27 protein-coding genes and 4 riboswitches are annotated in these 25875 nt (G+C 37.8%); of the genes, 10 read left to right on the forward strand and 17 right to left on the reverse strand.

The features are described 5' to 3' along the window. Window positions 1–189: 189 nt before the first annotated feature. The 12 genes from thiE to BK580_RS17590 form a co-directional block, all read right to left on the reverse strand. On the reverse strand, window positions 190–849 hold the full coding sequence (gene thiE / locus BK580_RS17535) for a thiamine phosphate synthase (RefSeq protein WP_078381596.1): 660 nt from the start codon (window positions 847–849) through the stop codon (window positions 190–192). After that, window positions 846–1649, reverse strand: a complete 804-nt coding sequence (gene thiD / locus BK580_RS17540) for a bifunctional hydroxymethylpyrimidine kinase/phosphomethylpyrimidine kinase (protein ID WP_078381597.1) — start codon at window positions 1647–1649, stop codon at window positions 846–848. The genes thiE and thiD overlap by 4 nt, the downstream gene beginning before the upstream one ends. A gap of 15 nt (window positions 1650–1664) precedes the next feature. After that, complete coding sequence (locus BK580_RS17545) at window positions 1665–2690, reverse strand: thiazole biosynthesis adenylyltransferase ThiF (RefSeq protein ID WP_078381598.1); 1026 nt, start codon at window positions 2688–2690, stop codon at window positions 1665–1667. Next, a complete protein-coding gene (locus tag BK580_RS17550) occupies window positions 2687–3454 on the reverse strand; it encodes a thiazole synthase (protein ID WP_078381599.1) in 768 nt (255 codons plus the stop codon). The genes BK580_RS17545 and BK580_RS17550 overlap by 4 nt, the downstream gene beginning before the upstream one ends. Before the next feature lies 1 nt (window position 3455). Continuing rightward, on the reverse strand, window positions 3456–3659 hold the full coding sequence (thiS, locus tag BK580_RS17555) for a sulfur carrier protein ThiS (protein ID WP_078381600.1): 204 nt from the start codon (window positions 3657–3659) through the stop codon (window positions 3456–3458). Window positions 3660–3664: 5 nt separating this feature from the next. Next, entirely contained in the window at window positions 3665–4792 is a 1128-nt protein-coding gene (gene thiO / locus BK580_RS17560) for a glycine oxidase ThiO (protein WP_078381601.1), read from the reverse strand. Further along, window positions 4789–5403 (reverse strand): thiazole tautomerase TenI, encoded by a 615-nt coding sequence (gene tenI / locus BK580_RS17565; RefSeq protein ID WP_078381602.1) that lies wholly within the window; start codon window positions 5401–5403, stop codon window positions 4789–4791. The genes thiO and tenI overlap by 4 nt, the downstream gene beginning before the upstream one ends. 133 nt (window positions 5404–5536) lie before the next feature. Then, a riboswitch (TPP riboswitch) is annotated at window positions 5537–5643 on the reverse strand. A 58-nt stretch (window positions 5644–5701) separates the two neighbouring features. After that, the gene (locus BK580_RS17570; protein WP_078381603.1) at window positions 5702–6502 is read right to left on the reverse strand and encodes an energy-coupling factor transporter transmembrane component T family protein; all 801 of its coding nucleotides are present in this window, start codon (window positions 6500–6502) and stop codon (window positions 5702–5704) included. Next, a complete protein-coding gene (locus tag BK580_RS17575; RefSeq protein ID WP_078381604.1) occupies window positions 6483–7955 on the reverse strand; it encodes an ABC transporter ATP-binding protein in 1473 nt (490 codons plus the stop codon). The genes BK580_RS17570 and BK580_RS17575 overlap by 20 nt, the downstream gene beginning before the upstream one ends. Window positions 7956–7967: 12 nt before the next feature. After that, complete coding sequence (locus tag BK580_RS17580) at window positions 7968–8549, reverse strand: ECF transporter S component (RefSeq protein ID WP_078381605.1); 582 nt, start codon at window positions 8547–8549, stop codon at window positions 7968–7970. Window positions 8550–8561: 12 nt separating this feature from the next. Next, window positions 8562–9245: a thiaminase II gene (gene tenA / locus BK580_RS17585; RefSeq protein ID WP_078381606.1), complete on the reverse strand. Its 684-nt coding sequence runs from the start codon at window positions 9243–9245 to the stop codon at window positions 8562–8564. A 153-nt stretch (window positions 9246–9398) separates the two neighbouring features. After that, window positions 9399–9505, reverse strand: a riboswitch (TPP riboswitch). A gap of 186 nt (window positions 9506–9691) precedes the next feature. Beyond that, entirely contained in the window at window positions 9692–11692 is a 2001-nt protein-coding gene (locus BK580_RS17590) for a transglycosylase domain-containing protein (protein WP_078381607.1), read from the reverse strand. A gap of 268 nt (window positions 11693–11960) precedes the next feature. Continuing rightward, a riboswitch (purine riboswitch) is annotated at window positions 11961–12062 on the forward strand. 127 nt (window positions 12063–12189) lie between these two features. Between BK580_RS17590 and ade the strand changes: the two genes are divergently transcribed. The 3 genes from ade to BK580_RS23695 all read left to right on the forward strand — a co-directional run bounded on the left by ade (window position 12190) and on the right by BK580_RS23695 (window position 15181). Beyond that, window positions 12190–13923 carry an adenine deaminase gene (gene ade, locus BK580_RS17595; RefSeq protein ID WP_078381608.1) on the forward strand — a complete coding sequence of 578 codons (1734 nt, stop codon included), beginning with the start codon at window positions 12190–12192 and terminating at the stop codon, window positions 13921–13923. 101 nt (window positions 13924–14024) lie between these two features. Beyond that, the gene (locus BK580_RS17600; RefSeq protein ID WP_078381609.1) at window positions 14025–14537 is read left to right on the forward strand and encodes a universal stress protein; all 513 of its coding nucleotides are present in this window, start codon (window positions 14025–14027) and stop codon (window positions 14535–14537) included. 155 nt (window positions 14538–14692) lie between these two features. Continuing rightward, on the forward strand, window positions 14693–15181 hold the full coding sequence (locus tag BK580_RS23695) for a hypothetical protein (RefSeq protein WP_078381610.1): 489 nt from the start codon (window positions 14693–14695) through the stop codon (window positions 15179–15181). A 116-nt stretch (window positions 15182–15297) separates the two neighbouring features. Here the strand turns inward: BK580_RS23695 and BK580_RS17610 are convergent, their stop codons facing one another. Together BK580_RS17610 and BK580_RS23700 are read right to left on the reverse strand one after the other, a co-directional pair. Continuing rightward, window positions 15298–15627, reverse strand: a complete 330-nt coding sequence (locus BK580_RS17610; protein ID WP_078381611.1) for a hypothetical protein — start codon at window positions 15625–15627, stop codon at window positions 15298–15300. 13 nt (window positions 15628–15640) lie between these two features. After that, window positions 15641–15793, reverse strand: a complete 153-nt coding sequence (locus BK580_RS23700; protein WP_169865088.1) for a hypothetical protein — start codon at window positions 15791–15793, stop codon at window positions 15641–15643. Window positions 15794–15970: 177 nt separating this feature from the next. Between BK580_RS23700 and BK580_RS17615 the strand changes: the two genes are divergently transcribed. From BK580_RS17615 to BK580_RS17630, 4 genes are all read left to right on the forward strand, one after another. Next, window positions 15971–16567, forward strand: coding sequence for a TetR/AcrR family transcriptional regulator (locus BK580_RS17615; RefSeq protein WP_078381612.1), 597 nt, complete (start codon window positions 15971–15973; stop codon window positions 16565–16567). Beyond that, the gene (locus BK580_RS17620; RefSeq protein WP_078381613.1) at window positions 16567–16908 is read left to right on the forward strand and encodes a DMT family transporter; all 342 of its coding nucleotides are present in this window, start codon (window positions 16567–16569) and stop codon (window positions 16906–16908) included. The genes BK580_RS17615 and BK580_RS17620 overlap by 1 nt, the downstream gene beginning before the upstream one ends. Window position 16909: 1 nt before the next feature. Then, the gene (locus BK580_RS17625) at window positions 16910–17224 is read left to right on the forward strand and encodes a DMT family transporter (protein WP_078381614.1); all 315 of its coding nucleotides are present in this window, start codon (window positions 16910–16912) and stop codon (window positions 17222–17224) included. A 448-nt stretch (window positions 17225–17672) separates the two neighbouring features. Continuing rightward, entirely contained in the window at window positions 17673–17903 is a 231-nt protein-coding gene (locus BK580_RS17630; RefSeq protein WP_078381615.1) for a hypothetical protein, read from the forward strand. A 58-nt stretch (window positions 17904–17961) separates the two neighbouring features. Here the strand turns inward: BK580_RS17630 and BK580_RS17635 are convergent, their stop codons facing one another. After that, a complete protein-coding gene (locus tag BK580_RS17635; protein WP_078381616.1) occupies window positions 17962–18864 on the reverse strand; it encodes an aldo/keto reductase in 903 nt (300 codons plus the stop codon). Between the two features lie 195 nt (window positions 18865–19059). On the opposite strand from BK580_RS17635, the gene BK580_RS17640 reads away from it, so the two are divergent. The 3 genes from BK580_RS17640 (at window position 19060) to BK580_RS17650 (ending at window position 23749) form a co-directional block, all read left to right on the forward strand. Continuing rightward, window positions 19060–19902: an STAS domain-containing protein gene (locus BK580_RS17640; protein WP_078381617.1), complete on the forward strand. Its 843-nt coding sequence runs from the start codon at window positions 19060–19062 to the stop codon at window positions 19900–19902. A gap of 179 nt (window positions 19903–20081) precedes the next feature. Continuing rightward, a riboswitch (cobalamin riboswitch) is annotated at window positions 20082–20276 on the forward strand. A gap of 164 nt (window positions 20277–20440) precedes the next feature. Further along, a complete protein-coding gene (locus BK580_RS17645) occupies window positions 20441–22687 on the forward strand; it encodes a ribonucleoside-diphosphate reductase subunit alpha (RefSeq protein WP_078381618.1) in 2247 nt (748 codons plus the stop codon). An 18-nt stretch (window positions 22688–22705) separates the two neighbouring features. Then, a complete protein-coding gene (locus tag BK580_RS17650) occupies window positions 22706–23749 on the forward strand; it encodes a ribonucleotide-diphosphate reductase subunit beta (RefSeq protein ID WP_078381619.1) in 1044 nt (347 codons plus the stop codon). A gap of 61 nt (window positions 23750–23810) precedes the next feature. Here the strand turns inward: BK580_RS17650 and BK580_RS17655 are convergent, their stop codons facing one another. Together BK580_RS17655 and BK580_RS17660 are read right to left on the reverse strand one after the other, a co-directional pair. Further along, window positions 23811–24071, reverse strand: a complete 261-nt coding sequence (locus BK580_RS17655; protein ID WP_078381620.1) for a hypothetical protein — start codon at window positions 24069–24071, stop codon at window positions 23811–23813. A 132-nt stretch (window positions 24072–24203) separates the two neighbouring features. Then, window positions 24204–25853 (reverse strand): DUF2339 domain-containing protein, encoded by a 1650-nt coding sequence (locus tag BK580_RS17660; RefSeq protein ID WP_169865091.1) that lies wholly within the window; start codon window positions 25851–25853, stop codon window positions 24204–24206. Window positions 25854–25875 lie beyond the last annotated feature (22 nt).

A 25875-nucleotide genomic window follows, 5' to 3' on the forward strand; every position in this document is an offset into this window, starting at 1 on the left:
TTAAATTGTTCGTCTTTTGTAAGTGTTTTTTTAGTTTTGTCCCATCCTCTTTAATTTTATAAATAGCATAACAACTTCATAAACTGAAAAAAACCCCACTCTAAAAGAGCGGGGGTAGGTACAAACATGTAATAAAGTAAATGGTTTACTCATTATAGCACTGTTTACTAATAATAGATATGTATTTTTTTAAACCCTCTTACTATCGGCCATTCCATGCTGAAATCTGAATGCTCTTGCAGCTTTCATTGGCGATTCGGCATGTGTGATTGCAGAGATTACTGCAACACCATCTGCTCCAACCTCCAAGACAGATGGCGCTTTAGCTAGGGTAATGCCACCGATTCCAACGATAGGTAAAAGAATACCAGCCTCTCGAATTTCACGAATCACACGTGGACCTTGTACCTCTTGAATGTCTACCTTCGTATTTGTAAAAAACATTGGTCCAACTCCAATGTAATCAACACCTTGTGCAACTGCCTCTAGTGCTTCTGCCACATTATGCACGGAAACCCCAACTAGCTTCCCAGTCATACGTTCTCTTACATCAGAAATAGTGCCATCATCTTGACCGATATGTACACCATCCGCACCTAATGACAGTGCTAATTCCACATCATCATTTACGATAAATGGAATGTTAGCCTCTTGACAGCGATTCATTAGTGCTTTACCAAGTCGTATTTTCTCTTCCCCTGTCAAAGCATGCTCACCTTTTTCACGATATTGAAAAAGAGTAATGCCTCCATCAATTGCTTCCTGTAACACTTCAACTGGATCGCGTTCTTGACAGTTCGGGCTACCCATCACTAAATATAACCGTAAATAATCTTTCATCTTGTTCATACAGTCATTCCTGCTTTCTTGTATGCCCAATGATTCGTTGGACCATGTCCGCTTCCAATTTTCAAATCCGCTTCAATAGCAGCATGAATAAATTGCTTGGCAACTCTCACTGCACTCTCCACTGAATGCCCTTTTGCAAGCTGCGCGGTAATCGCAGCTGCGAAAGTACAACCGGTACCATGGGTATTTTTCGTTGGAATTCTTTTGCTAGTCAATTCTAAGAAGCTTTCTCCGTCAAATAATAAATCGACAAGTTCTTCTTCCTTACCATGTCCACCTTTAATAACTACATAAGTTGCTCCGAGTTTATGGAGCATCCTTGCAGCCTGTTTTCGTTGATCTATCGTATCAATCGTTCTCTCTGTAAGAACTTCTGCTTCTGGAATATTTGGTGTGATAACGGTAGCTAAAGGAATTAAAGACTCCCGCAAGGAACGAATCGCCTCTTCTTGTAAAAGCTTTGCTCCTCCTTTAGCAATCATCACCGGATCCACTACTAAATTACCCCATTGATAGTTTTTCACATTTAGAGCAACCGCCTCAATCAACTCACTGCTAAATAGCATTCCTGTTTTGAGGGCATCTGGTTGTAAATCTGCTTGAATAGATGCCATTTGCTCAATAACAGCTTCTAATGGCACAGGATAAACCCCTTGAACACCCAAAGTATTTTGAGCAGTGATGGCTGTAATGGCGGACATACCGAAGACGTCTAATTCTTGAAAGGTCTTTAAATCTGCTTGAATTCCTGCGCCACCACCACTATCTGAACCAGCAATGGTCAATGCTTTATATACCATAGTCTCCTCAGTCCCTTAACCAAAATATCGATAATACAATGATTTCGCAGCACTTATCTCCTTAGTTCCATGGACAAGTACTCTTCCATCCTTAAAAGCAACCAATCTATGATTCTCTACTTCAAAAGATAAGAGATACGGGTTACTTTCAAACTGAATCCCTTGAGTCTGTAACATTCTTTTTAGTTCAGGTAAGTCCCGTTCTCCATTGTGTGAAGGACGGATTTGAACAGAGTCCCGTCCACATAAGACCGCTGTTTTAGTTTGATTTTCAAAAGAAATATTAGGATACGTCGGCGAATCCCCACAACTAGGGCAAGCAGCGTCCTTCATTTTTTGAACATCAACTGCAACATATTGATTCTTCCAAAGGTCAAACGAGACAAGTTTTTTTCGGCAATCTTTGCTATTTCCCGAAAGGATTTTCAGTGCTTCCGCAACTTGATGTGACACTACCATGCTTACAGCTGGAGCGATAATTCCCACCGTGTCACAAGTAGCTCCTCCAAGTGGTACCGTTTTAAGCAAGCACGAAAGACACGGCGTTTCGCCTGGCAAGATTGTAAAAGTAATCCCATAACTACCTACACATGCACCATATACCCATGGAATTTCATATTTCTGAGCAATATCGTTCATAATTAAACGAATATCAAAATTATCGGTTGCATCAAGCAGCAAATCGACACTTTCTTCTTGCACAAGCTTTTCTAGACTTTCGGCTGTAACATCGTTCACCAGTGCCACAATTTCCACTTCAGAATTGATTTTCTGTAAACGTTCCTTTGCGGCCACAGCCTTTGGAAGCTTATCCTGCGCATCCTGTTCACTGTATAATTGCTGACGCTGCAAGTTACTCCATTCTACGTAATCTCTATCGATGACGGTCAACTTTCCCACTCCAGCACGTACTAATGCTTCCGCATTTCCTGTTCCGAGAGCACCCGCTCCAATTAACAGAACATGCTTGGTGCTTATTTGTTTCTGGCCGTCTTCCCCAATTGGTGCAAATAAGGTTTGGCGCGAATAGCGTTCCATTATCCCACGCTCATTCCTTCACTTGGACTACTTGCCGTTGCATAGCGTTTTTTCTCCATTCGTCCTGCTTCATACCCTAATCTACCTGCTTCAATCGCAAGTTTCATCGCGTGAGCCATTTTCACAGGATCCTTTGCCGCAGATACCGCTGTATTTAATAAAACACCATCCGCTCCCAGTTCCATCGCTTTTGCAGCATCAGCCGGTGAACCAATTCCAGCATCAACAATGACTGGGATATTGGATTGTTCAATGATGAAGCCTAAATTTAATTCGTTAATAATCCCTTGCCCTGATCCAATTGGTGATGCACCTGGCATAATCGCATGTGCTCCAAGCTCTTCCAGCTTTCTCGCTAATACAACATCATCCGAAGTGTAAGGCAATACAATAAAGCCTTCTTTTATCAATTCTTCCGTTGCTTTTAATGTTTCCACTGGGTCTGGTAATAACGTTTTCCAGCAACCGATAACCTCTACTTTAATCATGTCACATAAACCTGAAGCCTTTGCAAGCTTGGCAATGCGTACCGCTTCCTCTGCTGTTTTGGCACCTGCAGTATTAGGAAGAAGTGTGTACTTATCAAGATCAAGCTTTTCTAAAAAATTCGGCTGACTTGCTTCAAAAATATTCATGCGTCTTACAGCAAAAGTTAAAATCTCCGCATCCGAAATAGCTACAGCCTCTTTTTGAATATCGAATGTTGGGTATTTCCCTGTTCCAAGTAATAATCGAGAATTAAATTTATATGAACCAATTGTTAACATATCATCCGCCTCCTACAAAATGGACTAACTCAAGTTGATCGCCTTCTGCAACAATTTCTGCTTCATGACTATCTTTTTGCAAAATCTCTTTATTTTTTTCTACGATAACTACCTTTTGATCAAGTTGAAAATGCTTTAGAAGGGCAGCAACAGTCGTTACGTCTGTTGGAACTTCTACTTGATCTCCATTTATTACTAATTTCATATCCTTCACCTCTTTAAAGGTTCTTTTAATCGATTTAACGAAAATGCCGACATATAAATTGGTATCCTCAAACCATCGACCATATCCGCAACAAGCTTACCTGTTATCGGTGCCAGCAATATTCCGTTGCGGTAATGACCTGTTGCAATTAAAACATTTTTTAATATGGGATGCCCACCTAAAAACGGAAGTTCGTCTCCAGTTTGTGGGCGGATTCCAGCCCATGAACGTTCAAAATTAGCCGTTGCGATCGCAGGCAACGCTTTTGTTGCTTCACTCATTAACGAGGATAATCCACCAATTGTGACATGTTCAGAAAATGTGTGAGGTACCATTGTTGCTCCAACCACAAGTCGATTTCCACTTTTCGGAACAATATAGCAGGAATCTGTAAAAATAGTACTTGTAATAAGTGGCCTTTCCGTAATTACAGAAAAACATTCTCCTTTTACAGGATAGGCAGGGATAGGCAAAGCTAACTCTGCTAATAAACGTTTACTCCATGCACCTGCTGCAACAAGGAATGAAGCTCCTGAATATGTTCCCTCACTAGTTTCAACTGCAAAAACGGAATCTTTATCTCTTTGAAAAGAATATACTTCTACATATTCCTTCACTACTGCTCCTAAATTGGTAGCTGCCTTAGCAAATGCATGAGTTAATTTTTCTGGATTCACATGACCATCCATCGGAATGTCCATTGCTCCGACTAACTCTCCACCAAGAGCAGGCTCTCTTTTAAGAACAGCTTCTTTATCGAGCCACGAGGCTTTTTCCCCTAGACGTTGTTGGAATTCTAACATTTGCTTTAAATGCTGAGCTTCCTTTTCCGTTCTAGCAATCTTCAACATACCTTTTTGAACTAATTCTATATCAATTCCAGAGAACTCTTTCAATTCTGATTGTAAACTAGGAAACATGGCCCTGCTTTCTTTTGCAATTTCAAAAAGTGGGCCTTCTTCTGTAACCTCCACTTGTGCACCTAGCATTCCTGCTGCTGCACTTGATGCTTTAGCTGCAATCCGCTCTCTTTCAAGTAAAAGAACTTTTTTGCCACTTTTACTTAGATAATAAGCGGAAGCACATCCGTTAACTCCTCCGCCAACGATAATAACATCATAACTAGTACTCATGAAAGCCCCTCCGTTTCTACCAGTAAACTAGATTTATAGGCCTTTGTTGCTTCCACCACATTCTCTGCATCCATTATCCCTGACATGATGGCTACTCCACTAACTCCACAAGATTTAAGCTCGAACACTTTCTCTGGTGTTATGCCTCCAATGGCTATAACTGGAATAGATAGTGACGCAATCTTCCCTACTAGTTCACTTAAGCCTTTTGGTTGCAATCCTTCCTTTGACGATGTGGAATACACATGACCATATAGGACATAATCTGCTCCCTCATGTTCCGCTTGTTTTACTTCTTCAAATGAATGAACGGATTTCCCTATTAAAAGAGTAGGAAAACATCTACGAACTTGTGAAACTCCTATACTATGATAAGCGAGCTGAACTCCCCTCAAGCCTAGAGTATGAGCCACATCGACTCGATCATTGATAATAAGCTTTCCAGCTGGCACACCCTTATCAAGTAATGCTTCTATTAATTTCATAAGTTCTCTTGCTGTTCGTTGCTTTTCTCTCACATGTATCATGTCTACGTAGGGATGTATGCTAGAAAGGATGACTACTAGTTCTTCTTTTGTTTTCTTGCCATCTGTAATTACATGTAGCTGCATTCATTTCACCCTTTTATATCAATCGAAATAGGAAAGTACTATTGGATATTTTTATACGTTCTTATTCCATAAAAAAAGCCACTCTTTGCGCAAAGAGTGGCTAATCTAAATGTGGTATGTACTTCCCCAACAATAATAGAATGGTCCACTTCCCTACGCTGGTTTTAGCCAGATCAGGTTCAAAGGGTCTGGAAATTACATTTTCCATCTCAGTCAATCATGACTCCCCTAGTGATACGTTATTTTCTTGTTGAATTTAGTATAGCATAATATATTTACTTTTTAAAGATATCAAGAATTACTTGTAACGAACATCCGTAATCGGCAAATAAGGAATGGAGGATGCCCCGTAAAATGCGACTGCATATAAAGATAAGAAAACAAGAAAAAACCAGAGATCTTTTTTGCTAAACCTAATTTCATAAAAATAAGTTCGTTGCTTTTGTTGCATAAATCTCTTCGCTTCCATAGCCACAGCTATACGATGTGCCCTTCTGATACTTTGCGACAACAAAGGTATACTATAATAATGTATTTTTTTCAAAAATGCTTTTACACCCTTTTTTTGTTCGACTCCCCTTACAATCAGAGCTTTTTTCAAAGTAAAAAACTCTTCAAACATTATAGGAAGCAAACGTACTCCAGCCATGAACCCATAGGCATACTTCGGAGGAAGCTTGCACTGTTGCATCAATGAATAGAACAGAAACACCGGCTTTGTAGTTAAAGCGAAAATCAACCCACAAAAAGCAAAGGCCATGGAACGTAACCCTAAATGCACACCTCGGTAAAAACTCTCCTCTGTAATATGGATGATTCCAGCACGAAACCAGGTGGTATCCCCTTTTCCGAATAACACCATTGAAATAGCTGAAGAAAAAAACAGCAGTAAAAAAGGGATTAGCAAGATACTTTTTAGTTTAAAGGTATGTCCAGTTAAGAAGAAATACATAATAAAAAATAGGAAGGTTACATTTATCATTACATTTATATTGTGAATCAGTATAATACTGATAAAAATCAGTATCATACCTAATAGCTTAAAGCTTGGATTTACATCGTGCATCCAAGTACTGTTTTTAGATAGCGCCAACTGCATCGCTTTTACTCCTACTCCATTCTTTTCTAGCATATTCCGATTTATCCATAATGCTTGAAACCTCTCCCTGTTTTACGAACCATATTTGATCCGCAAACTCTTTTACAATATGGAGATCGTGCGTAACCATTATAATCGTTCCACCCTCATTTTTTATTGCTTCTAACCACTCCAGCATCGAAAAAGTATTTTTGCTGTCTTGGCCGAAGGTAGGTTCATCTAATAATAAAACTTTCGGTTGGTGCACAACAGCCGCAGCTACACTAAGCCTGCGCTTTTGCCCAGTGGAAAGTTGGTAGGGGTGATTATCTCTTACATGATGTAGATGGAATTTTTCTAATAGCTCCTCTACTCTTTGCTTCGTCTCCAACTCACTAACTTTTTTCAACCGCAGTGTATAGGCAATTTCATCATAAACCGATGTTGTAACAAATTGGAATTCTGGATTTTGGAAGACAAATGTTATGAGATCAGAGGGGATTGCATCAACTGCCTCGCCCATTATTTCATAGCTTCCTTCCGTTTTAAGCAATTTCATCAACGATTCTATTAAGGTGCTTTTGCCTGCGCCATTCTCTCCAATAATGGTAATCCATTGACCTTTATAGACTTCCGCATCCTTTACCCATATTTTTTTTAGCTTTCCTCGCAAACCAGAGAAATCCTGTACCTTAATAATCGGTTCATCCTCTAAAAAGCTACTAAGGATTTTCGGCTTTCTTGTTTGTAAATAATCTCGCCAAACATTGGGATACCAAATACCATACTCCTTTAATAAGGGAAGAGAATCACGAAAAACTACCTCTGTTGGTCCATCAGTAATAATATCTCCAGCTTCATTTAAAACAACAACACGCTCAACAAAATCCAAAAGCTTATCAATTTTATGTTCCACTATAATAACTGTCTTATCTTTTCCAACATCCTTAATCGTGTCCCAAACCTCTTCTGTTCCATCTGGATCTAAAAGAGCTGTCGGTTCATCTAAAAATAATACCTCTGGCTCCATCGCAAGGACAGAAGCGATGGCTAACCGCTGCTTCATCCCGCCTGAAAGTTGTTGGATGCTTATATGTGGATTCTCTAACTCAAGCCCCACCTTGTCTAATAGCTCCAGTAATCTAGCATTCATTTCCGATCTAGGTACGGCTAAATTTTCTAGAACAAAAGCTAACTCTTCATCCACATAGGGCATACAAAATTGAGAATCGGGATCTTGAAACACATAGCCCCAAGATTCAGGGTATATCACTTCTTTGGCTATCATCGGAACTTCCAACACTTGCGGAATTAATCCTGCTAATACTTGAAGAAGAGTTGATTTTCCACTTCCTGATGGACCCAATATCAGTACCTTTTCTCCCTTTTTGATGGAGATGTTTAAGTCATGAAACAATTGCTTACCGCCAGGATACTTGAGTCGTAAATCTATCGTTTGGATTAATGGCTCCATAATGGCCTCCTTTTATCTCCTTAAAGAATCGTAGTCTTCTTTACTTGCAGGACGTAGTAGACTTGTAACTCCCGTTGCCTCTAATGCCTTTACTAATGCATAAGCAAGAACACCAGCAAGTAAAATAGCACCAATAATTCTAAAGGTTATCATCAAGGTTAAGCTCCACCAAACATAATCAAACAAATACCCTCTGAAAAGATCCAAAAGCAAGGAGCCAACTGCTGAAGCGAAACCAGCTAATGATACAACCAACATATCAAAACGTTTATATCGAAAACTCATAAAGATTAATTCTGCAAATAATCCTTGAATTACACCATAAATTAATACCATTAGACCATACTCGGAACCGACCAAAAATTCCCCAGAAGCAGCAGCCACCTCTGCTAAAAACGCAACGCCTGCCTTACGAATTAATAAATATGCTACAGACGCCGCAATAAACCACATTCCATAAGACAATTCATTAATATGAAGTCCAAATGGTGTTAAAAAGTTATAAACTGGTCCCCAAATTTTATACACGATTCCAAAGACCAATGCTATTACTATCGTTACTAATATATCTGTTAACTTTAAGCCTTGCTTCATGTTTCTCTCCACCTACGCTTTAATTTTCTCTTCTGTAACTGGCCATTGTTCCAAAGTATAGGCCATTTCCCAGAAGGAATATTCATATTGACTGCTAAACATAAAATACTCTAGCATTCTTGCTCTTTCTTCCTCTGTTGCTTTTTCTGCTAATTCATCTAATCTGTTAATCTGTTCTTCTACTAATTGACGGAACCAGTCTCCCCCATATGCTGCAATCCATTCTTGGTAAATTGGTTCATCGGGTGTTGCACCTTGTAATCTTTCTCCGATTTCGTAATAGAGCCAATAGCAAGGTAGAAGCGCTGCGATTACTTCCCCTAGTCCACCTGTTAATACAGCGCGATACATATGAGACGTGTATGCATGTGCAGTTGGTGCGACTTTAAAGTTTTTTCTTTCTTCCTCTGTAACTCCTAATCTCTTTGAAAAATTCTCATGTAATGACAATTCTGCTTCATACGTTCCTTGCGCATGGGCTGCAAGTCTTGAAGTTGTATGTAAATCAAATGCTTTTGCTCCTGCATAAGCTTGCACTCTTGCGAAATGGCTTAAATAATACGCATCTTGCAAGACATAATACTTAAACGATTCTAAAGACAATGTTCCATCCGCAATTCCTGTGACAAACGGATGGTGAAAGCTTGCTTCCCAAATATGATCGGCTTTTTTTCTAATCTCTTGTGAAAATTTCATCCTTCATTCCTCCAGTAAATATAATTTTTAAAAACAAGGCCACCCTGAAAATAGATTGTCGCCTTTATACAAACACAAAAAACCACCTTCCTCGCTTGCGCAAGAAAGGTGGTGAGTACACAAATAGTTGTTTCACTATACTTAAGAGATATAGTGCTCGACCGACCACTTCCCTACGCTGGTTTTAACCAGATCAGGTTCTAAGAGTCTTAGAGTCGCACTCTAATCTCAGCCTTCAAAAGGCACCCCTAGTGGTAAGAATTATATAGTTTTTTGGTGAATCCAATAAAACTAATTTCAGTAATTATCTTATCAGCTTTCCCTGATATGTCAAACGATTTTTTGAAACCTAGTACTTGATTTTTATCAAGGCTCTTATATAGACGCAGGTTTTTCTAAGACTGGTGGTGCCTCTACATGTTTCGGTAGCAGGAGTTTTACCAAGCTTAATCGTCATCGTCGTTCTTTCTCTTTTCACTGTCTCTATTCTTTCGACGCTCTTCTCCTCTATTACGCGATCGCTCTTTTTTCTTTTCTTTCTTCTGCACACTAACTTTATTCGGCTTTTTCAGATTGCCAGGTAACTCAAAAGATTCAACTGGCTCATCTTTTAAAGCAGCTGTCACCACTTGTTGGAAAACCTTTGCTGCTGGACTTCCAGCACCTGAAATAATTGGTAAATAAAGTTCTTCTGTAGGTTTATCAAACCCAATCCAAAATGCGCCGACTACCTGTGGCGTAAATCCTACAAACCATTGATTAGAGGTAGCTCGATGATTATTATCTCTTGTCTGCGTGGAACCAGTCTTCCCAGCTACTTCCCGACCTGAGATAAGTGCGTTTGTCCCGCTTCCTTCTTCTACTACTTCCTTAAGCATAAAAGTTATTTTTTCTGCTACTTCCTTAGAAGTAACTTGCTCTTTTTCACCTTCAAAGCTTGCGACTACTTCACCATCACCTGTTTCCACTCTTAAGATCGCATGCGATTCCACCAGTTCACCTTTGTTTGGATAAATGGAATACGCCTCTGCTAAATGCTTCGGTGCGATACCATCCGTAAAACCACCAAGCGCTAAGCTAGCAAGATTATGATCATCTTCTGTTATGGGTAAATATAGCTTCCTAGCTGCTTCCACTCCCGATTGGACACCAATTTCATGCAAAAGAGATACTGCTGGAACATTATATGAATTTAATATTGCATCATACATAGTTACTTTGCCCCGATAATCTAAAGTATGATTGAGTGGCTTATACCCTCCTATATCAATGGGCGAATCATTTAGCATGTCATACATATCGTAGCCCTGTTCTAATGCAGGTGTATAAACCAACAGTGGTTTAACTGTTGAGCCTGGTTGTTTATTAAGACGAGTTGCTCTATTAAAATCACGAAATTGGTAATCTCGCCCTCCCATTAATGCAAGTATCCCACCTGACTTTGGATCGATTAAAATTCCACTACTTTGTGCTACTTCCCCATTCGGCGCAGTAGGAAAATTCGCTGAATCTGCGAATACTTCTTCTATTGCTTCTTGCGCTTTCGGTTCTAAAGAAGTGTAAATGTTATATCCCCCAGCTAAAAGCTCACTTTCACTTAATCCATACATTTTATCGGCCTCTTCTAGTATATAATCCATAAAACTAGGATATTTACCTTCATAAGGATCCACATGTCTTGACTCTAGCTTTAGTTCTTCCTCTTTTGCCGCTTCTAACTCCTCAAGAGTAATAAAGTTTTGCTCATACATGAGATGAAGCACGAGATTCCTTCTTTGAATCGATCGTTCCTCATTATTTAAAGGTGAGAAAACTGATGGAGCTTTTATTAAGCCTGCTAATGTTGCCGCTTCTGCAAGTGATAATTCCTCTGGATTCTTTGCAAAATAGACAGCTGCAGCGTTCTTAATTCCCCATGCTCCTTCTCCATAATATATCTGGTTTAAATACAGACTAATGATTTGATCCTTTGTATAAGATTTCTCTACTTTCTTAGCAAGAAAAAACTCATCAAATTTCCGTTTAAATGTTTTTTCATGGGTCAGGAACACATTTTTCGCCAATTGCTGAGTAATAGTGCTACCCCCTTGTACTACTCCACCAGCTTTTATATTCGTAGAAAGTGCACGTGCTGTTCCAATAAAATCAAAACCATCATGCTCATAAAAACGGTGATCCTCCACCGCGACCACTGCTATCTTCATCACATCTGGTATTTCATTAGAAGGTACTCCTTCTATCTGATTAGCTGTCAGTTTACTCGCAACCTCGCCATTCCGATCATAAATGACAGTAGCCTGAGGTAAAGGTTCTGTTAACGCACTTACATCTCTTGTTTTTATATATAATTCCATTGCTAACAAACTAATCAACACAAGTAAGCTTACTAGCAACAACAATGCACGCATACTAATTCTTTTCTTTTTTTTCACTGCTTTTTCAGCCATAAGAACCCTCCCATTAATGCAACAAAGTAATTCGCATCACAACCCACTTTTTTTAGGGTATTACAGCATAAAACCATCTTTCTATTACTACAATAGAAGAAAAATTGATTTATATTGTTGTTTAAACCTTTATTTTACTCAAACACTATAACATATCCATTTTACAAGATAATGCCGCCTTTCATTAGTATTCTAATAATTGTGCTAATTCAGACCTCCTTGACTACTCGGGTTTGACCCTTTTATAATGAGGAAACTTAATATGAATAAACAATTCTATTGAACTACTCGTATAATCTTGGAAATATGGTCCATAAGTTTCTACCAAACTACCGTAAAAAGTTTGACTACGAGATGAGAAAAAGAATCTACTTTATGTCCGCACCTATTCTAGCATGAGTTCATTCCTGTAGATTTCTTCCATACTCTCTCCTATGTCAAACTCCATGATCAATTCTTGGGGTTTTTTGAATTTCTACCTATTGGAGGAGACGAAGATGAAAAGAAAACTAGAAAATTCTATCAAAGCAGCTGCAAAAAAGATCCCAGCCGATTTAGTGATTAAAAATGGAAAAATTATCGATGTTTTTAATCTAGAGATAATTGAAGCAGATGTCGCAATAAAGGATGGCGTCATTATTGGCATCGGTGATTACGAAGGTTTGGAAACGCATGATGCAAATGGTGCTTTTATTTGTCCAGGCTTAATTGATGGACATGTTCATATGGAATCCTCGATGATACATCCATATCATTTCACAAACACCATACTAACACATGGTGTTACAACGATTATTACCGATCCTCATGAAATTGCCAATGTTAGTGGTACAGCTGGAGTTCAGTTCATGTTAGATGCAACAGAAAACGTAACTGTTGATGTTTTTTTCATGCTCCCATCATGTGTACCAGCTACTCCATTCGAGCATAACGGTGCAACATTAAATGCAAAAGATTTATCTCCACTTTATCAACAAAAACGAGTTTTAGGACTAGCGGAAGTTATGGATTTTCCTTCCGTTAGAGATACAAATAATGAAATGTTACAAAAGCTAACAGATGCCCTCCTTCATCAAAAGCAAATCGATGGTCATGGTGCTGGTTTATCTCAGGATGGAATCAATATTTATCGTGCTGCACAAATAAAAACCGACCACGAATGTGTTACTGCAAAAGAAGCAATCGAACGAACACAACGCGGCATGTATGTAATGATGAGAGAGGGCTCTGTTGCCAAAGACATCAAAGCTCTCTTACCAGCTGTAAATGAACGCAACGCTCGAAGATTTTTATTCTGTACAGATGATAAACACCTCGACGATTTAGTGACCGAAGGTAGCATTGACCATAATATTCGCCTCGCAATTGAGGAAGGTCTTAACCCATTGCTTGCAATTCAGATTGCTACCCTTAATGCAGCAGAGTGCTTCTCCCTCCACGATAAAGGGGCAGTAGCACCCGGATTTTGTGCGGATCTTGTTCTAGTAGATAACCTTGAAAAATTTAAAATTAATAATGTATTTAAGAATGGAAAGCTTGTAGTAAATCAGGGGAAATTATTAGATGCGGAAACAGATAGAACATATTTTGATATTCCATTAGAACTAACAGAAACAGTATTTGCAAAGGCATTATCCAAAGAGGATTTAATGTTAAAAGTCGATGCCACAAAGGCTTGTAACATTATAGAAATCATTCCTAATAGCCTTGTTACTAATCATCTAAAAGAAAAAGTTGACACGAATAATGGTGTATTTATACCTAGCATTGGAAATGATCAACTTAAGCTAGTGGTAGCGGAAAGACATAAAGAAAGAGGGAAAATCGGCCTCGGCATTGTAAAAGGTTTTCAATTAAAACAAGGTGCCATCGCATCTACTGTTGCCCATGACTCCCACAACATAGTAGCTGTAGGAACGAATGATGAGGATCTTCTTGTAGCGATTCAAACACTTCACTCTGTACAAGGTGGATTAGTCATTGTTTCTCAACAAAATGTTGTTGCAACACTTCCTTTATCCATCGGAGGATTAATGTCTGATCAACCTCTTGAAGTTGTTTTAAATTCTATACATGAGCTTCACGAAGCTTTAACAATCGTTGGCAATCATACTAATTTCAATCCTTTTGTCACTCTATCTTTCCTTAGCCTCCCAGTTATTCCATCTCTAAAACTAACGGACTCTGGGCTATTTGATGTTAATCTGTTTCAAAAGATAGCTATTCAATAAGTTCAAAATTCAATAAATATCTTTCCTCCTACGTTTAATAACCTAGTTGTATAGGGTACTTAAATACTAAACAAATCCGATAAAAAAGGAGAGGAATAGATATGCATACTTTCAATAATGTACTAATTGCTTATGATGGTTCAGAAGGAAGCAAACGAGCGGTAAGAATTGGAATAAGTATGAAAAAGAAACTAAATACGAATATTACACTATTACATGTATTAGAAGAAAGAATGACAGGTGCTCCCATTCAAACGAGACAACCGGAAGGATTTGCAGCAGGTGGATATGGACTCGAAGGTCTTAACATGTATGCTCCTAACGCAAAACATCGAGTCCCAAATGAACAACATCTGCAAGGCTCCAATTATGACCCCGCAGAAAATTCGGTAACTAAAATGCAGGAACTTTTGGCGCAGGAGCACGTCGATGCCCCTGTTGAGATAGTTATAGGTGATGCCGCCAAATCTATTTGTCATTTTGCTGAAACAAATAACAACGATTTAATTATCATTGGGAGCAGAGGACTAGGTGGACTAAAGAAACTCATTCTAGGAAGCGTCAGTGATAAAGTCACTAATTCAGCCAACTGTCCTGTACTCGTCGCGAAATAAGAAAAGCAGAAGCGGCTCGTTCGGCTCCGATAAGCACAAGCAGATGTCAGGTTCTCTATATAGAGAATCTGACTTTTTTAGATAAGAGACTCCTTTCACCAAAATATAGGCATATGCATACCGTATAGAGAAGTTAAGGGAAAGGAGTTATCCTTATGTATCCATATCGACAATTACCAGGCATGCCGCCATTTTTCGGACCAGGTTCTGGTTCAGGACCTGGAGGGTTTCCTCCGTTTGGACCTCCAGGGCAGGGACCAAGTGGACCACCTCCATTCGGACCTCCAGGGCAAGGACCAGGTGGACCACCTTCATTCGGACCTCCGGGACAAGGACCAGGATTCGGGCCTCCAGGGCAAGGAGGGCAAAGTGGACCACCTACTGGTCCACCTCCATCTACTCCCCCTGCTCCAACAGCACAAACCTTTGGGGTAGGAGGGCCAAGTACTTTTGCAGTAGATTCAGGTGCAATGCGAAGATGCTTATTCCGTTTCACATACATTCGTTTAAATAACGGTGAATCGTTCTGGTTCTATCCTACATTCTTAGGTAGAAGATCCGTTGCAGGTTATCGTTGGTTCTTCTTTACATGGGTTTACTTTGGAATTGATACCAATCGAATTAGCTCTTTCCAGTGTGTTTAAGTTAAATCACTTTTAACTAAAACTATATAATTCTATGGAAGCTTAAGGACTATTCGAGTGAAGAATAAGGTAAATTTGTAAACTTAAACACGCCACAAAAATTGTGGCGTGTTTTGTTATCCTTCTATTTTTTTCGCTTCGATATTTATTTCTTCTTCCTTTTCTTTCATCTTATTTACCATATTATGAAATGCACTCCATTTCGAGAGTTTATCGATGGCTTCATGTTCTGATTTCACACCAGTCACACGGAAGGATTTATTATTGACAAAGACTTCATAAGCAGGTTGTTCTGCTTTTTGTACTTTTCTATTCTTTTCGCGTTCCATATGCCTATTTATTCTTCGGACACTCTTGGCATCTTTTTTTAATGCTGAACCATCTTCTACGTACTTTGCTTTTTCCATTAGTTTTTGATTCTTTACTCGCAATGTATTTTCACTCAAGAGTAAGCCCTCCTTATTGTTCTTTAGATATTGCCTTGTGTGTATTATGTTTGGATCTCTGATGTGCAGCTACTAATCTAGTTGTGTGGCCGATTGCTCGATGCTCCGCTTGAGACTTAAATAGTGCCTGTCTCCTCTCAAGCTTCTTCTTCAATCTTTTTTTCACATCAATTCCTCCCTCATCTCTTACAAATTTATTACCCCTTTTAAGAAATACAAAACATTCCTAGCTCTAAACAACCTAAAAAAATCATTTGATTTATTAAGACGTTGGTAGTATAATTTTGATATTACCTAACGAACGGTAGGTAGGACGAATTATTAAATGAGGTGATATTTAACTATGACAGTCTCCACTTCGGATAAGATAAAAAAAAGCGCACTTCAACTTTTTGCTCAAAAAGGATATTATGCTACATCTCTAAATGATGTGGCAGAAATGGTAGGAATTAAAAAACCTTCCTTATATGCACATTTTAAGAATAAGGATGATTTATATAAAACAATAATCATCGAATTAATGGAAGTCTTTACTACCAGTATTAGTTTGTCTAAAGAAGAGTTTGCCGAGCATTCTACGAGAGAACAGTTGCTGCTTATTGTAAAAAAAATGGTGGATTTTTGGAAAGATGAGGAGCTCGGTTTACTTTACAAACGATCCATGCTTTTTCCAGAAGAAAAATTCCAAGACCTTATACGAGAACAATTTGTACAAAGTGAAGTATATACGACAAATATTCTTGAAAAAATTTTTTCTAATGCACTAAAAAATCAACAAATTAGTAATCAACCAATCCAACCACTTATTGATGCTTTTTACTGTTTGATTGATGGTCTTTTCGTACAACGTTTTTTCTACCCGTTAAATGAATATGAACAAAAAGTAATACATGCCTTTGATCACTATTGGAAAGGCATTGAAACAGGAGGAACGAAGTAATGCAGTGGATTTATATTTTTATAGCTGGCTTATTTGAAATAGTTTGGGTGCTCGGTTTACGCTTTTCGAACGGGTTTACCGTCTTAGTACCGAGCCTCATTACAATTGCTACACTTTCTATCAGCTTTTATTTATTTTCTAAATCACTAAAGTTTATACCAATTGGAACTGCTTATGCCATCTTCACAGGCTTTGGTGCGGCTGGTACGGCACTAGTGGGAATATTCATTTTTCAAGAATCAGCTAGTATGTCAAAGCTCTTCTTTATTGGATTAATGCTAGCAGGAATTGTGGGGCTTAAATTAACAACCCCTGCAGAGCAACATGGGGAGGAAGGATAATATGGCGTGGATTTTTCTAACAATCGCTGGTTTTTGTGAGATAGGAGCTGTACTGGCACTGAAGAAGGCAGAAGGATTTAAACGGCTTGTCCCTTCTATATCATTTATCATCGTTGGAATGATGAGCTTTTACTTTCTTTCCTTAGCGTTAACCGAAATACCAATGGGAACCGCTTATGCGATATGGACTGGTATAGGTTCAGCAGGCAGTGTCCTACTAGGCATGCTTCTATTTAAAGAATCAAAAAGTGTCATTCGAATGTTATTGCTATCATTCATCATTATTGGAGTGGTTGGGTTGAAGATCACCTCCTAGAATCCATCTCTAGAGTTTTCCTGTTTAGATAAAGTTCGAAATCCTGTTAAATTCCCCCTATAACAGGGCCTAATTAGAGCTATTTAGCAAAATTTTTCGACCCCTAGGGTTGGTCATATATCAAAAATTGGCTTTATCATAGCCTTTTAAATGAAAGCCACTCCGACAGAGTGGCTTTTTCTTGTACAAACAAATCAAATCATTGGTTTTTCTGGTATCTTCACAAAGGTCGACTTTTTCATTTATTTTTAATACAATAATTTGCATAGTGATTTACGATAGATACGTATACACACCTTGTGTTATAATACAGACTTCAGGTACGAAAGACGGGTTGTCTTATTCCCGATTTTTTGATATAGTAAACAACGATTTTCTACTTTTCTTTTAACTATAATAGCAATCACAAATAGAAAAATTTTCATGCAGAATATTGGAGGGGTTTTCGTTGAAATTACTTTGGAGAGTTTTGGTAGCAATATTTATTTTAATAGCTGCAAAAGTTGCTATTGATTCCTATCAAATTATTAAGATTGCAGCTGGCGCCGAACACGTTCGAATTGATCCAGCATTATACTTTAACCTATCATACTTAATTTTTGGCTTTATCGGGCTTATGCTGTTTTCCGATATCTTTAAAAAATTTATGAATAAACGAAATAACCAGTTTAAATTTTAATATGGGTGTTAGCGAAAAAAGCAGGCAAAAATTGACCTGCTTTTTTCTTTGCATAAACTCAATCTACTTCCCTACCTCGATAGGCTTGATAGATGTTAAACCACTGTTCTCTTGATAAAGTATAGCTTGTGGATTCCACCGCGGTTTTCACTCTTGCTATTTTCCCTGAGCCTACGATTGGAACTATTTTTGCTGGATGCGATAAGAGCCATGCATAGAGAACCTGATCGACAGATGTAGCTCCTAGTTCTTCTTTTATTTGTTCTAGCACCTTTCTTACCCTAACAACCTTTTCATCCTCACTAGTAAAAATAGATCCTCCGCCTAGAGGTGACCATGCCATAGGTGAGATTCTTTCTTGCTGGCAAAGTTCTAGCGTTCCCTCTTCAAAATGTTCTAGATGAGTAGCGGAGATCTCAATTTGATTTGTTACTAGCGGGAAAGGTAAGTAAGAATTAAGCATACTGTACGACGTTGGTTTAAAATTGGAGACCCCAAATTGTTTTACCTTTCCTTGTTCTTTTAGTAACGAAAAAGCTTCAGCAACTTCCGCTGGGTCCATGAAAGGATCTGGTCTATGAATTAGAAGCACATCAATGTAATCGGTTTGAAAATTCTTTAATGAATTTTCTACGGACCAAATAATATGCTCTTTGCTAGTATCGTAATATTTTATTTTATGATCAGGCCTATTGGAGGATATTAGTTTGATTCCACACTTTGTCACAATCTCCATTTTTTCTCGAAGGGATGGCTTGATTGATAGAGCCTGTCCAAACTTTTCTTCCACAGAATAATTCCCATAGATATCCGCATGATCAAAAGTAGTAACGCCTAATTCCAAGCACTGCTCGATAAATGAAATTGCTTGTTCGTTTTCGTATTTCCATTCATTTAATCTCCACATTCCATGAACAATACGGGAAATATCAAGATCCTCTGATAATCGAATTCTTTCCAATTTTCCATCCACTCCTTCTACTATCTCAACGAGGATTATACTAGGTTCTCTTATTTATTTCTATTTTTAAGTTCTTTTGAAAAACTTAATATAAAACTATTCTCCTATCTGCTTTCTCTAAAGATATACATATGCCTATTTATTGATTAAAATAAACTAGATAGACAAAAAAAGGAACAAAGTGAGGACTCGATTATGACTAATGAGGTACATAACCAAATAATTGGCAATAAATTGATAGAATCATATCTTGATATTTCTGAACGTATGCTAAATGAAATTCAATTAACATATCCAGAAAACCCTCAATATCGTGATCCTGTAAATAAAGAGATGATAAAAGAAGTTTTCCATACCCTTATTAAGTTTATTGGAAATTATGTAAAAGAATCGGAAAAAAGTTTACTAGATGAAGCTAAAAACTGGGGAGAATCTGTCGGTTTCATGTCAGTTCAGGCTGGCGGATCTTTAGAAGATACTTTATCAAACATGACATTGTATAAAAAATCCCTTTGGATATTTATCCAAGAAGAGGGATCTAAATCTGGTATTCATTCTAAAAATTTAACTGAAATTTTCATTTGTATTGATGAAATATTCAATATAATTGTCTATGGGTTTAGTCACGCCTATACGGTAGCAACTGAACAAAAATTATTAGAAACACGTACTTCTTTTATCAGACTTTCGATTCCTATCGTTCCTTTATTTAAGGGCATGGGTATCTTACCTCTAGTTGGTGATATTGATGAATTAAGAGCAAGTATTTTGATTGAAGAAACCTTACAAAAAAGTAAAAACTTATCCATCAATAAGTTAATTATTGACTTCTCAGGTGTCTATAAATTAGATGAATCCGTTGTACATACATTGGACTTGCTTATCCGCTCATTAAAACTAATTGGTATCACCCCAGTAATCACTGGCTTACGACCTGAATTAAGTCTTCAGTTTATCTCTACTGGTGTAAGCTTAACAGATATACAAATTACAGGAACAATTGAACAAATTCTACAAGAAGGACAAATTAGTATATAATGAGTTGCGGTAATCGCAGCTCTTTTTATTTGGATCTGTTAAACGCCACTATTGATAGTCAAATATAACAAAGCCTTTTATTTTTGAAATGCATATTGTAATTTCAGATGTTATAAAGTATGATAATACTATCAACAAACACAAAATACAGTACACACAACAAATAAAATAACTATATATAGTATTAATGCAAAAAAGGTGTCTAAACAAAGACTTAATAGGGAATCTGGTTTAAATCCAGAACTGTCCCCGCAACTGTAAGTGCAGACGAATTGATTCACCACTGTATACGAAGGCTTAACGGCTCTTATATGGGAAGGTTCAATGTAGGAAGAAGCACAAGTCAGGAGACCTGCCTTTAGCGAGATGTTTCTTTTTCTTCGGGAGTTGAGATGATGAAACGATTTTAGAACAGTGAATTTTTCTTTCCTATGGTCTGTATGTAGGAATTAAGAGTCCCATTCTCTTCTACTATCGTTTGATCCACTCAATTTCGAGTGGATTTTTTTATTTTTACAAGGAAACGGAGTTGAATGAGATGACCACTTCAATAGTCAACGAAAATAAATATAAACAAGTATGTCTTCTTTGGACCACTGAAATATTAAAAGAATTTCCTCATTTACAAACAAATGATTTCAAAGAGAAAGCAATAAGAATAATTGAAAAACAAGAAAATTATCACATAACAGAAATCTTCCCACAGTTAATTCTAGAAGCGCTTAGTAGATTAACAGAAGAAGAACCTGATTGGACCTTTGTTGCAGAGAGATTTCTACTGAAGCAACTCTATCAAGAAGCATGTGCTACAAGAGGAACACAGAATCCGTATAGTAATCTTTCTTTCCTCTTATCTTCTTTAGTGGAAGAAGGCATTTTTAACACGACCTTAATCGATTCTTACAGCAAGGAGGATATCCTTGAACTAGAAGCTGCTATCGACCCTGATAAAGACAAGCTCTTCACATACATAGGGCTGAAAACATTAGCAGACCGCTACCTTACAAGAGATTATGCGAAGAAGCTCTGGGAACTTCCACAGGAACGATTTATGATAATTGCAATGACTTTAATGTCAAAAGAAAAAGAAAATCGCCTTGAGCTTGTCAAAGAAGCATATTGGGCGCTTAGCAATTTATATATGACGGTTGCTACTCCTACATTTTCTAACGCTGGGAAAAACTATGGACAACTTTCAAGTTGTTTTATTGATACGGTCGATGATAGTTTACAAGGTATTTATGACAGCAACACAGATATCGCTAACCTTTCAAAATCTGGTGGAGGAATCGGTGTATACTTAGGAAAAATCCGAAGCAGAGGTAGTGATATTCGTGGATTTAAGGGAGTATCTAGTGGTGTAATACCTTGGATGAAGCAATTAAACAATACTGCTGTAAGCGTCGATCAGCTCGGACAAAGAAAAGGCGCTATTTCCGTTTATTTAGATGTATGGCACAAGGACATCTTTTCTTTTCTCGATAGCAAGCTGAATAATGGCGATGAGAGAATGCGCACACATGATTTATTTAATGGCGTATGTATTCCTGATTTATTCATGGAACAAGTGGAAAGTCGTGGTGACTGGTATCTATTTGACCCTCATGAAATTAGAAATGTGATGGGATATTCATTAGAGGACTTTTTTGATGAAGAAAAAGGAGCTGGAACTTTCCGAGAGAAATATTGGGAATGTGTGAACCATCCTTCGTTACACAAGGAAAAAATTGCCGCAATTGATGTAATGAAAGGAATTATGCGCGGACAGCTTGAAACAGGTAGTCCATTTATGTTTTATCGTGATGAAGTAAACCGAATGAATCCAAATCATCATAAAGGCATGATTTACTGCACAAACTTATGTACAGAAATCACACAAAATCAGAGTCCCACTACAACTAAAGAACAATTTGTGGAAGATGGCTCCATCATTACCGTGAAAACACCCGGAGACTTTGTCGTGTGTAATCTCTCTTCCATTAATCTTGCTCGTGCTGTGACAGCCAAAGTTTTACAACGATTGATTAAAATCCAAGTTCGAATGCTCGACAATGTAATTGACTTAAATACAATTCCTGTACTACAAGCAAAATTGTCTAACGAGAAATATCGTGCTATTGGCTTAGGTACATTTGGATGGCATCATCTTTTAGCTTTACAAGGTATTAAATGGGAGAGTGAGGAAGCTGTACGCTATGCTGATTCACTTTACAAAGAAATTGCTTATTATACGATTGCTTCTAGTGTCGATTTGGCAAAAGAAAAGGGCGCCTATCCAGTGTGTGAGGGCTCCGATTGGCAAACTGGAGAATACTTTAGGAAAAGAGGCTATCAATCAGACGAACTTTTCGATTGGGATACTTTAATGGCTGATATTGCTAGCACCGGAATTAGAAATGGTTATCTAATGGCAGTTGCTCCAAATGCTACTACTTCTATCATTGCGGGCAGCACTGCTAGTATTGATCCTATCTTTTTAAAGGTTTACTCCGAAGAAAAGAAAGATTACAAGATACCTGTTACAGCTCCAGACTTAAATGCTACGACAACATGGCTATATAAATCTGCTTATCATATCGATCAGCATTGGAGTATTGCCCAAAACGCAGCAAGACAAAAGCATATTGATCAAGCAATCTCTTTTAATTTGTATGTAACAAATGCCATAAAAGCAAAGGCGTTACTAGAATTACATTTAGATGCTTGGAAACAAGGCCTAAAAACGACGTATTATGTTCGATCTACCTCAAAAGAAGTAGAAGAATGTGATTCATGTGCAAGCTAAGCTATTAGGAGGAATATCATGACCAAGACCCTTACTTCTCGTTTAATAATGGATGCAACTGCCCCTAACCGCTCTACAAAGATTATTAATGGGCAAAGCTCCAATGTATTAAATTGGGATGATGTTGCCTTTTCATGGGCATACCCAAAATACAAAAAAATGTTGTCAAACTTCTGGTCGCCATTTGAAATAAATATGGCACAGGATACGAAACAATTTCCAAATCTTTCAGAAAATGAACAAGAAGCCTTTTTAAAAATTATTGGCTTACTTGCATTATTAGATAGCATTCAAACAGATTACGCTGGAAAGGTAGCTGATTACTTAACAGATTCCAGCTTAAATGCGCTTATGATTATGCTTGCACAACAGGAAGTGATTCATAACCATTCCTATTCTTATGTATTATCTAGTCTTGTCTCTCGCTCTAAGCAAGAAGAAGTATTTGAGTACTGGCGAACAGAGCCGACCTTAAGAAAGAGAAATGACTTTATTACTAACGGATACGCAGCCTTTGCAGAAGATCCTAATGTAGAAAGTTTCCTTAAATCAATTGTTTACGACGTCATTCTAGAAGGTTTGTTCTTCTATTCCGGCTTCGCATTTTTCTACCACTTAGCACGTAATCAAAAAATGGTTGCTTCTAGTACCATGATTAATTACATCAATCGAGATGAACAAATTCATGTAGATTTATTCGTGAAAATTTTCAAAGAAGTGCTTGTAGAATATCCGGAATACAATACAGCTGAATTGAAATCTTTCGTAGAAGAAACAATTGTTCATGCAGCTGAACTCGAAATTGAGTGGGCTCGACATATCCTAGGGGACAAAATAACTGGGATTGATATAGAGGACGTAGAAAGCTATATTAAATTTTATGCAAATGTTAGAAGTAATCAACTAGGATTTGACCGACCTTTTGAAGGATATCGAACCAATCCTTTAAAATGGATTAAGGCTTACGAAGAAGTTGACTTAGGAAAATCAGACTTTTTCGAGCAAAAATCACGTCAATATACGAAGGTTAATGTCGTGGATAACGGATTTGACGAACTATAAAAACATACAGTAAGCCGTGAAGAGACAAATTTCTTCACGGCTTTTTCCATTTAAACTAAGACTACCAAACTGGATAAAAGAAAAGAGACACACAAAGATAAAGAAAACCTAAAACTAAATAACCTATGTATCGCTGCTTACGTGTTAACCATACTTCAAATCCCCGTAGCAAAAATGCACCACTCACTAACCAAAACATCCAGCCTAAGAAGTGAGTGTTTTCAGTATATACACCCACTCCCCCTAGAACTAGACCTGAGAAGAATAACATAAATTGCAAGATAACAAATGGTTTATTTCGAGATTTAATATCTTTAAACATCCACTATTCCCCCTTAAATCCTATCTTTATTTTAGCAGAATTTTTAGAGAATGGGAGAGAACCCCTCACTTCATGAATAACTAAAAAACCCCCACAGCACATCACTCCATGCCGCAGGGAATAACCTTTCCTTTACTTTTTCCGATAAAACACCCGTGATGCAACTAAACCAATCACACCAAGAACGATAAATAATAAAGCTCTAAATTGAATCGGAATAAATGGGAGATCAAGTAGAATCAGCTTCACAAGCGTTAGCACAAGTAAACCTACTCCAATATATTTTGCCAAGTTAAATCTCTTCCACATTCCAATTACAATCGTTATAACTGCTTGTGTAATCCAGGCAAAGCTTAGCCATATAGTTTGCGTTTCATATGGTAATCCATCTGTAGCGGCCATTGTAAACTGGGAGACAAAGACTAAAGATAGGAAGGTGAAAATTAAGCCTCCTATCGTTAAAGCTTTAAACTTGTTCTCCTTACTACCTTGCCATACTATCCAGATGCCAACTATAAATGTGGCAAGTAGGACCAACCACTGTAGTGATTCGATTGACCAAGGATCTTGTATGGATGAGAAGAAAACCATAGACATTCCTACAAAATAGATAAATCCAGCAAAAACTTTATTAAAGATGCTATCATATTTTACCGCAATAAAGAAGGAAGCCACCCCTTGTATTAACAATAACACTGCGATGATATCCTCATGAACAAAATGGAAGATGAAAAGGAATAAATATAATAATCCACTTGTCGCGAGGACATCTATTTTCCTCTTATCGTACTTCCATAAATAGGATAGTACTCCATATGTGGCAAGCCCCAACAATAGAAATAAGGTGACTGAAAGACTCAGATAAACACTATCCACCCACCAGTAGGTGATAAGAGCACTACTGAATACCGTCACAGCCTGTACTTTCCTAAACAGCTTGGTAGTTAGGAAAAAATATAAAATGACTGCATGCTGTATGATAATCGATGTTGCAAGTAAAAACGCTTGATCGATATTAGGCGAAAACCCATAATACAGAATCAATGTACTATTTAATAGCACAAATGATGTGACATACAAGTAGATAAATCGCTGTTGAATTGCTAAATATAAAAATACAAGAAACAAGATTGTTTCATACCCGACAAAAACATAGATAGAGGGATTGCTACTCTCAATTAAGAATGGAACAAGAAAGCCTCCAACTACACTTATCATTGCTAAAGCTTGAGATTTAAAGCGAACAGTTAGCCATGCTCCGCCTACAACCCAAAGAATCTGAAGGACAAAGGCTATGGTAGGTCCCACCATCCCATACAAACTATGCATCGCAAAGGTTGCTAAAATGAGAATCGCGATTCCTCCGCCTAATAACACCTGTCCTAATACTTCTCGTTTCTGATTCATTTGTTTGTAACCAATTAAGAGGAAACCCATTGAAGTAAGATACCCCAGTCCAATTTTCACAAAGTCGTTTAACCAACCATAGTCAGATGCTGCTTTGAAGCCCCAAATTACTCCTATTATGAAAACAAAAATAAAGACACGTGGCAGCCATGTTTGCAAGAGAATCTTTTCCCAATCCCTTGGTTCCACGCTTTCTTGTTGTGCAACATCATTAACAATTAATTTTTCCTTGGAAGCGAAAGATTGTTGCGTGGATGCTTTTCTAACGTTAGGTGTAGCTTCTAAATTCTGTACTTTTGCTCGTAATGTAGAAACTTCTTCTTCTAGTTGATGCATTCTCTCTTCCAACGCTTTGATTTTTTGATTCTGCTCCAATATCCTCACCCCATTTTCAAGA

This window comes from Sutcliffiella halmapala (assembly GCF_002019665.1).
GTDB lineage: Bacteria > Bacillota > Bacilli > Bacillales > Bacillaceae_I > Sutcliffiella_A > Sutcliffiella_A halmapala.

Bases quoted from the DNA above. Each gene is read 5' to 3' on its own strand.
- BK580_RS23695 (WP_078381610.1), top strand. From the start codon at position 14,693: ATGTATCCATATCGACAATTACCAGGCATGCCGCCATTTTTCGGACCA.
- thiD (WP_078381597.1), bottom strand. From the start codon at position 1,649: ATGGTATATAAAGCATTGACCATTGCTGGTTCAGATAGTGGTGGTGGC.
- BK580_RS17615 (WP_078381612.1), top strand. From the start codon at position 15,971: ATGACAGTCTCCACTTCGGATAAGATAAAAAAAAGCGCACTTCAACTT.
- BK580_RS17570 (WP_078381603.1), bottom strand. From the start codon at position 6,502: ATGCAGTTGGCGCTATCTAAAAACAGTACTTGGATGCACGATGTAAAT.
- thiO (WP_078381601.1), bottom strand. From the start codon at position 4,792: ATGAGTACTAGTTATGATGTTATTATCGTTGGCGGAGGAGTTAACGGA.
- tenA (WP_078381606.1), bottom strand. From the start codon at position 9,245: ATGAAATTTTCACAAGAGATTAGAAAAAAAGCCGATCATATTTGGGAA.
- BK580_RS17590 (WP_078381607.1), bottom strand. From the start codon at position 11,692: ATGGCTGAAAAAGCAGTGAAAAAAAAGAAAAGAATTAGTATGCGTGCA.
- BK580_RS17600 (WP_078381609.1), top strand. From the start codon at position 14,025: ATGCATACTTTCAATAATGTACTAATTGCTTATGATGGTTCAGAAGGA.
- BK580_RS17655 (WP_078381620.1), bottom strand. From the start codon at position 24,071: ATGTTTAAAGATATTAAATCTCGAAATAAACCATTTGTTATCTTGCAA.
- BK580_RS17580 (WP_078381605.1), bottom strand. From the start codon at position 8,549: ATGAAGCAAGGCTTAAAGTTAACAGATATATTAGTAACGATAGTAATA.
- tenI (WP_078381602.1), bottom strand. From the start codon at position 5,403: ATGCAGCTACATGTAATTACAGATGGCAAGAAAACAAAAGAAGAACTA.
- thiE (WP_078381596.1), bottom strand. From the start codon at position 849: ATGAACAAGATGAAAGATTATTTACGGTTATATTTAGTGATGGGTAGC.
- BK580_RS17650 (WP_078381619.1), top strand. From the start codon at position 22,706: ATGACCAAGACCCTTACTTCTCGTTTAATAATGGATGCAACTGCCCCT.
- ade (WP_078381608.1), top strand. From the start codon at position 12,190: ATGAAAAGAAAACTAGAAAATTCTATCAAAGCAGCTGCAAAAAAGATC.
- thiS (WP_078381600.1), bottom strand. From the start codon at position 3,659: ATGAAATTAGTAATAAATGGAGATCAAGTAGAAGTTCCAACAGACGTA.
- BK580_RS17640 (WP_078381617.1), top strand. From the start codon at position 19,060: ATGACTAATGAGGTACATAACCAAATAATTGGCAATAAATTGATAGAA.
- BK580_RS17575 (WP_078381604.1), bottom strand. From the start codon at position 7,955: ATGGAGCCATTAATCCAAACGATAGATTTACGACTCAAGTATCCTGGC.
- BK580_RS17645 (WP_078381618.1), top strand. From the start codon at position 20,441: ATGACCACTTCAATAGTCAACGAAAATAAATATAAACAAGTATGTCTT.
- BK580_RS17550 (WP_078381599.1), bottom strand. From the start codon at position 3,454: ATGTTAACAATTGGTTCATATAAATTTAATTCTCGATTATTACTTGGA.
- BK580_RS17625 (WP_078381614.1), top strand. From the start codon at position 16,910: ATGGCGTGGATTTTTCTAACAATCGCTGGTTTTTGTGAGATAGGAGCT.
- BK580_RS17620 (WP_078381613.1), top strand. From the start codon at position 16,567: ATGCAGTGGATTTATATTTTTATAGCTGGCTTATTTGAAATAGTTTGG.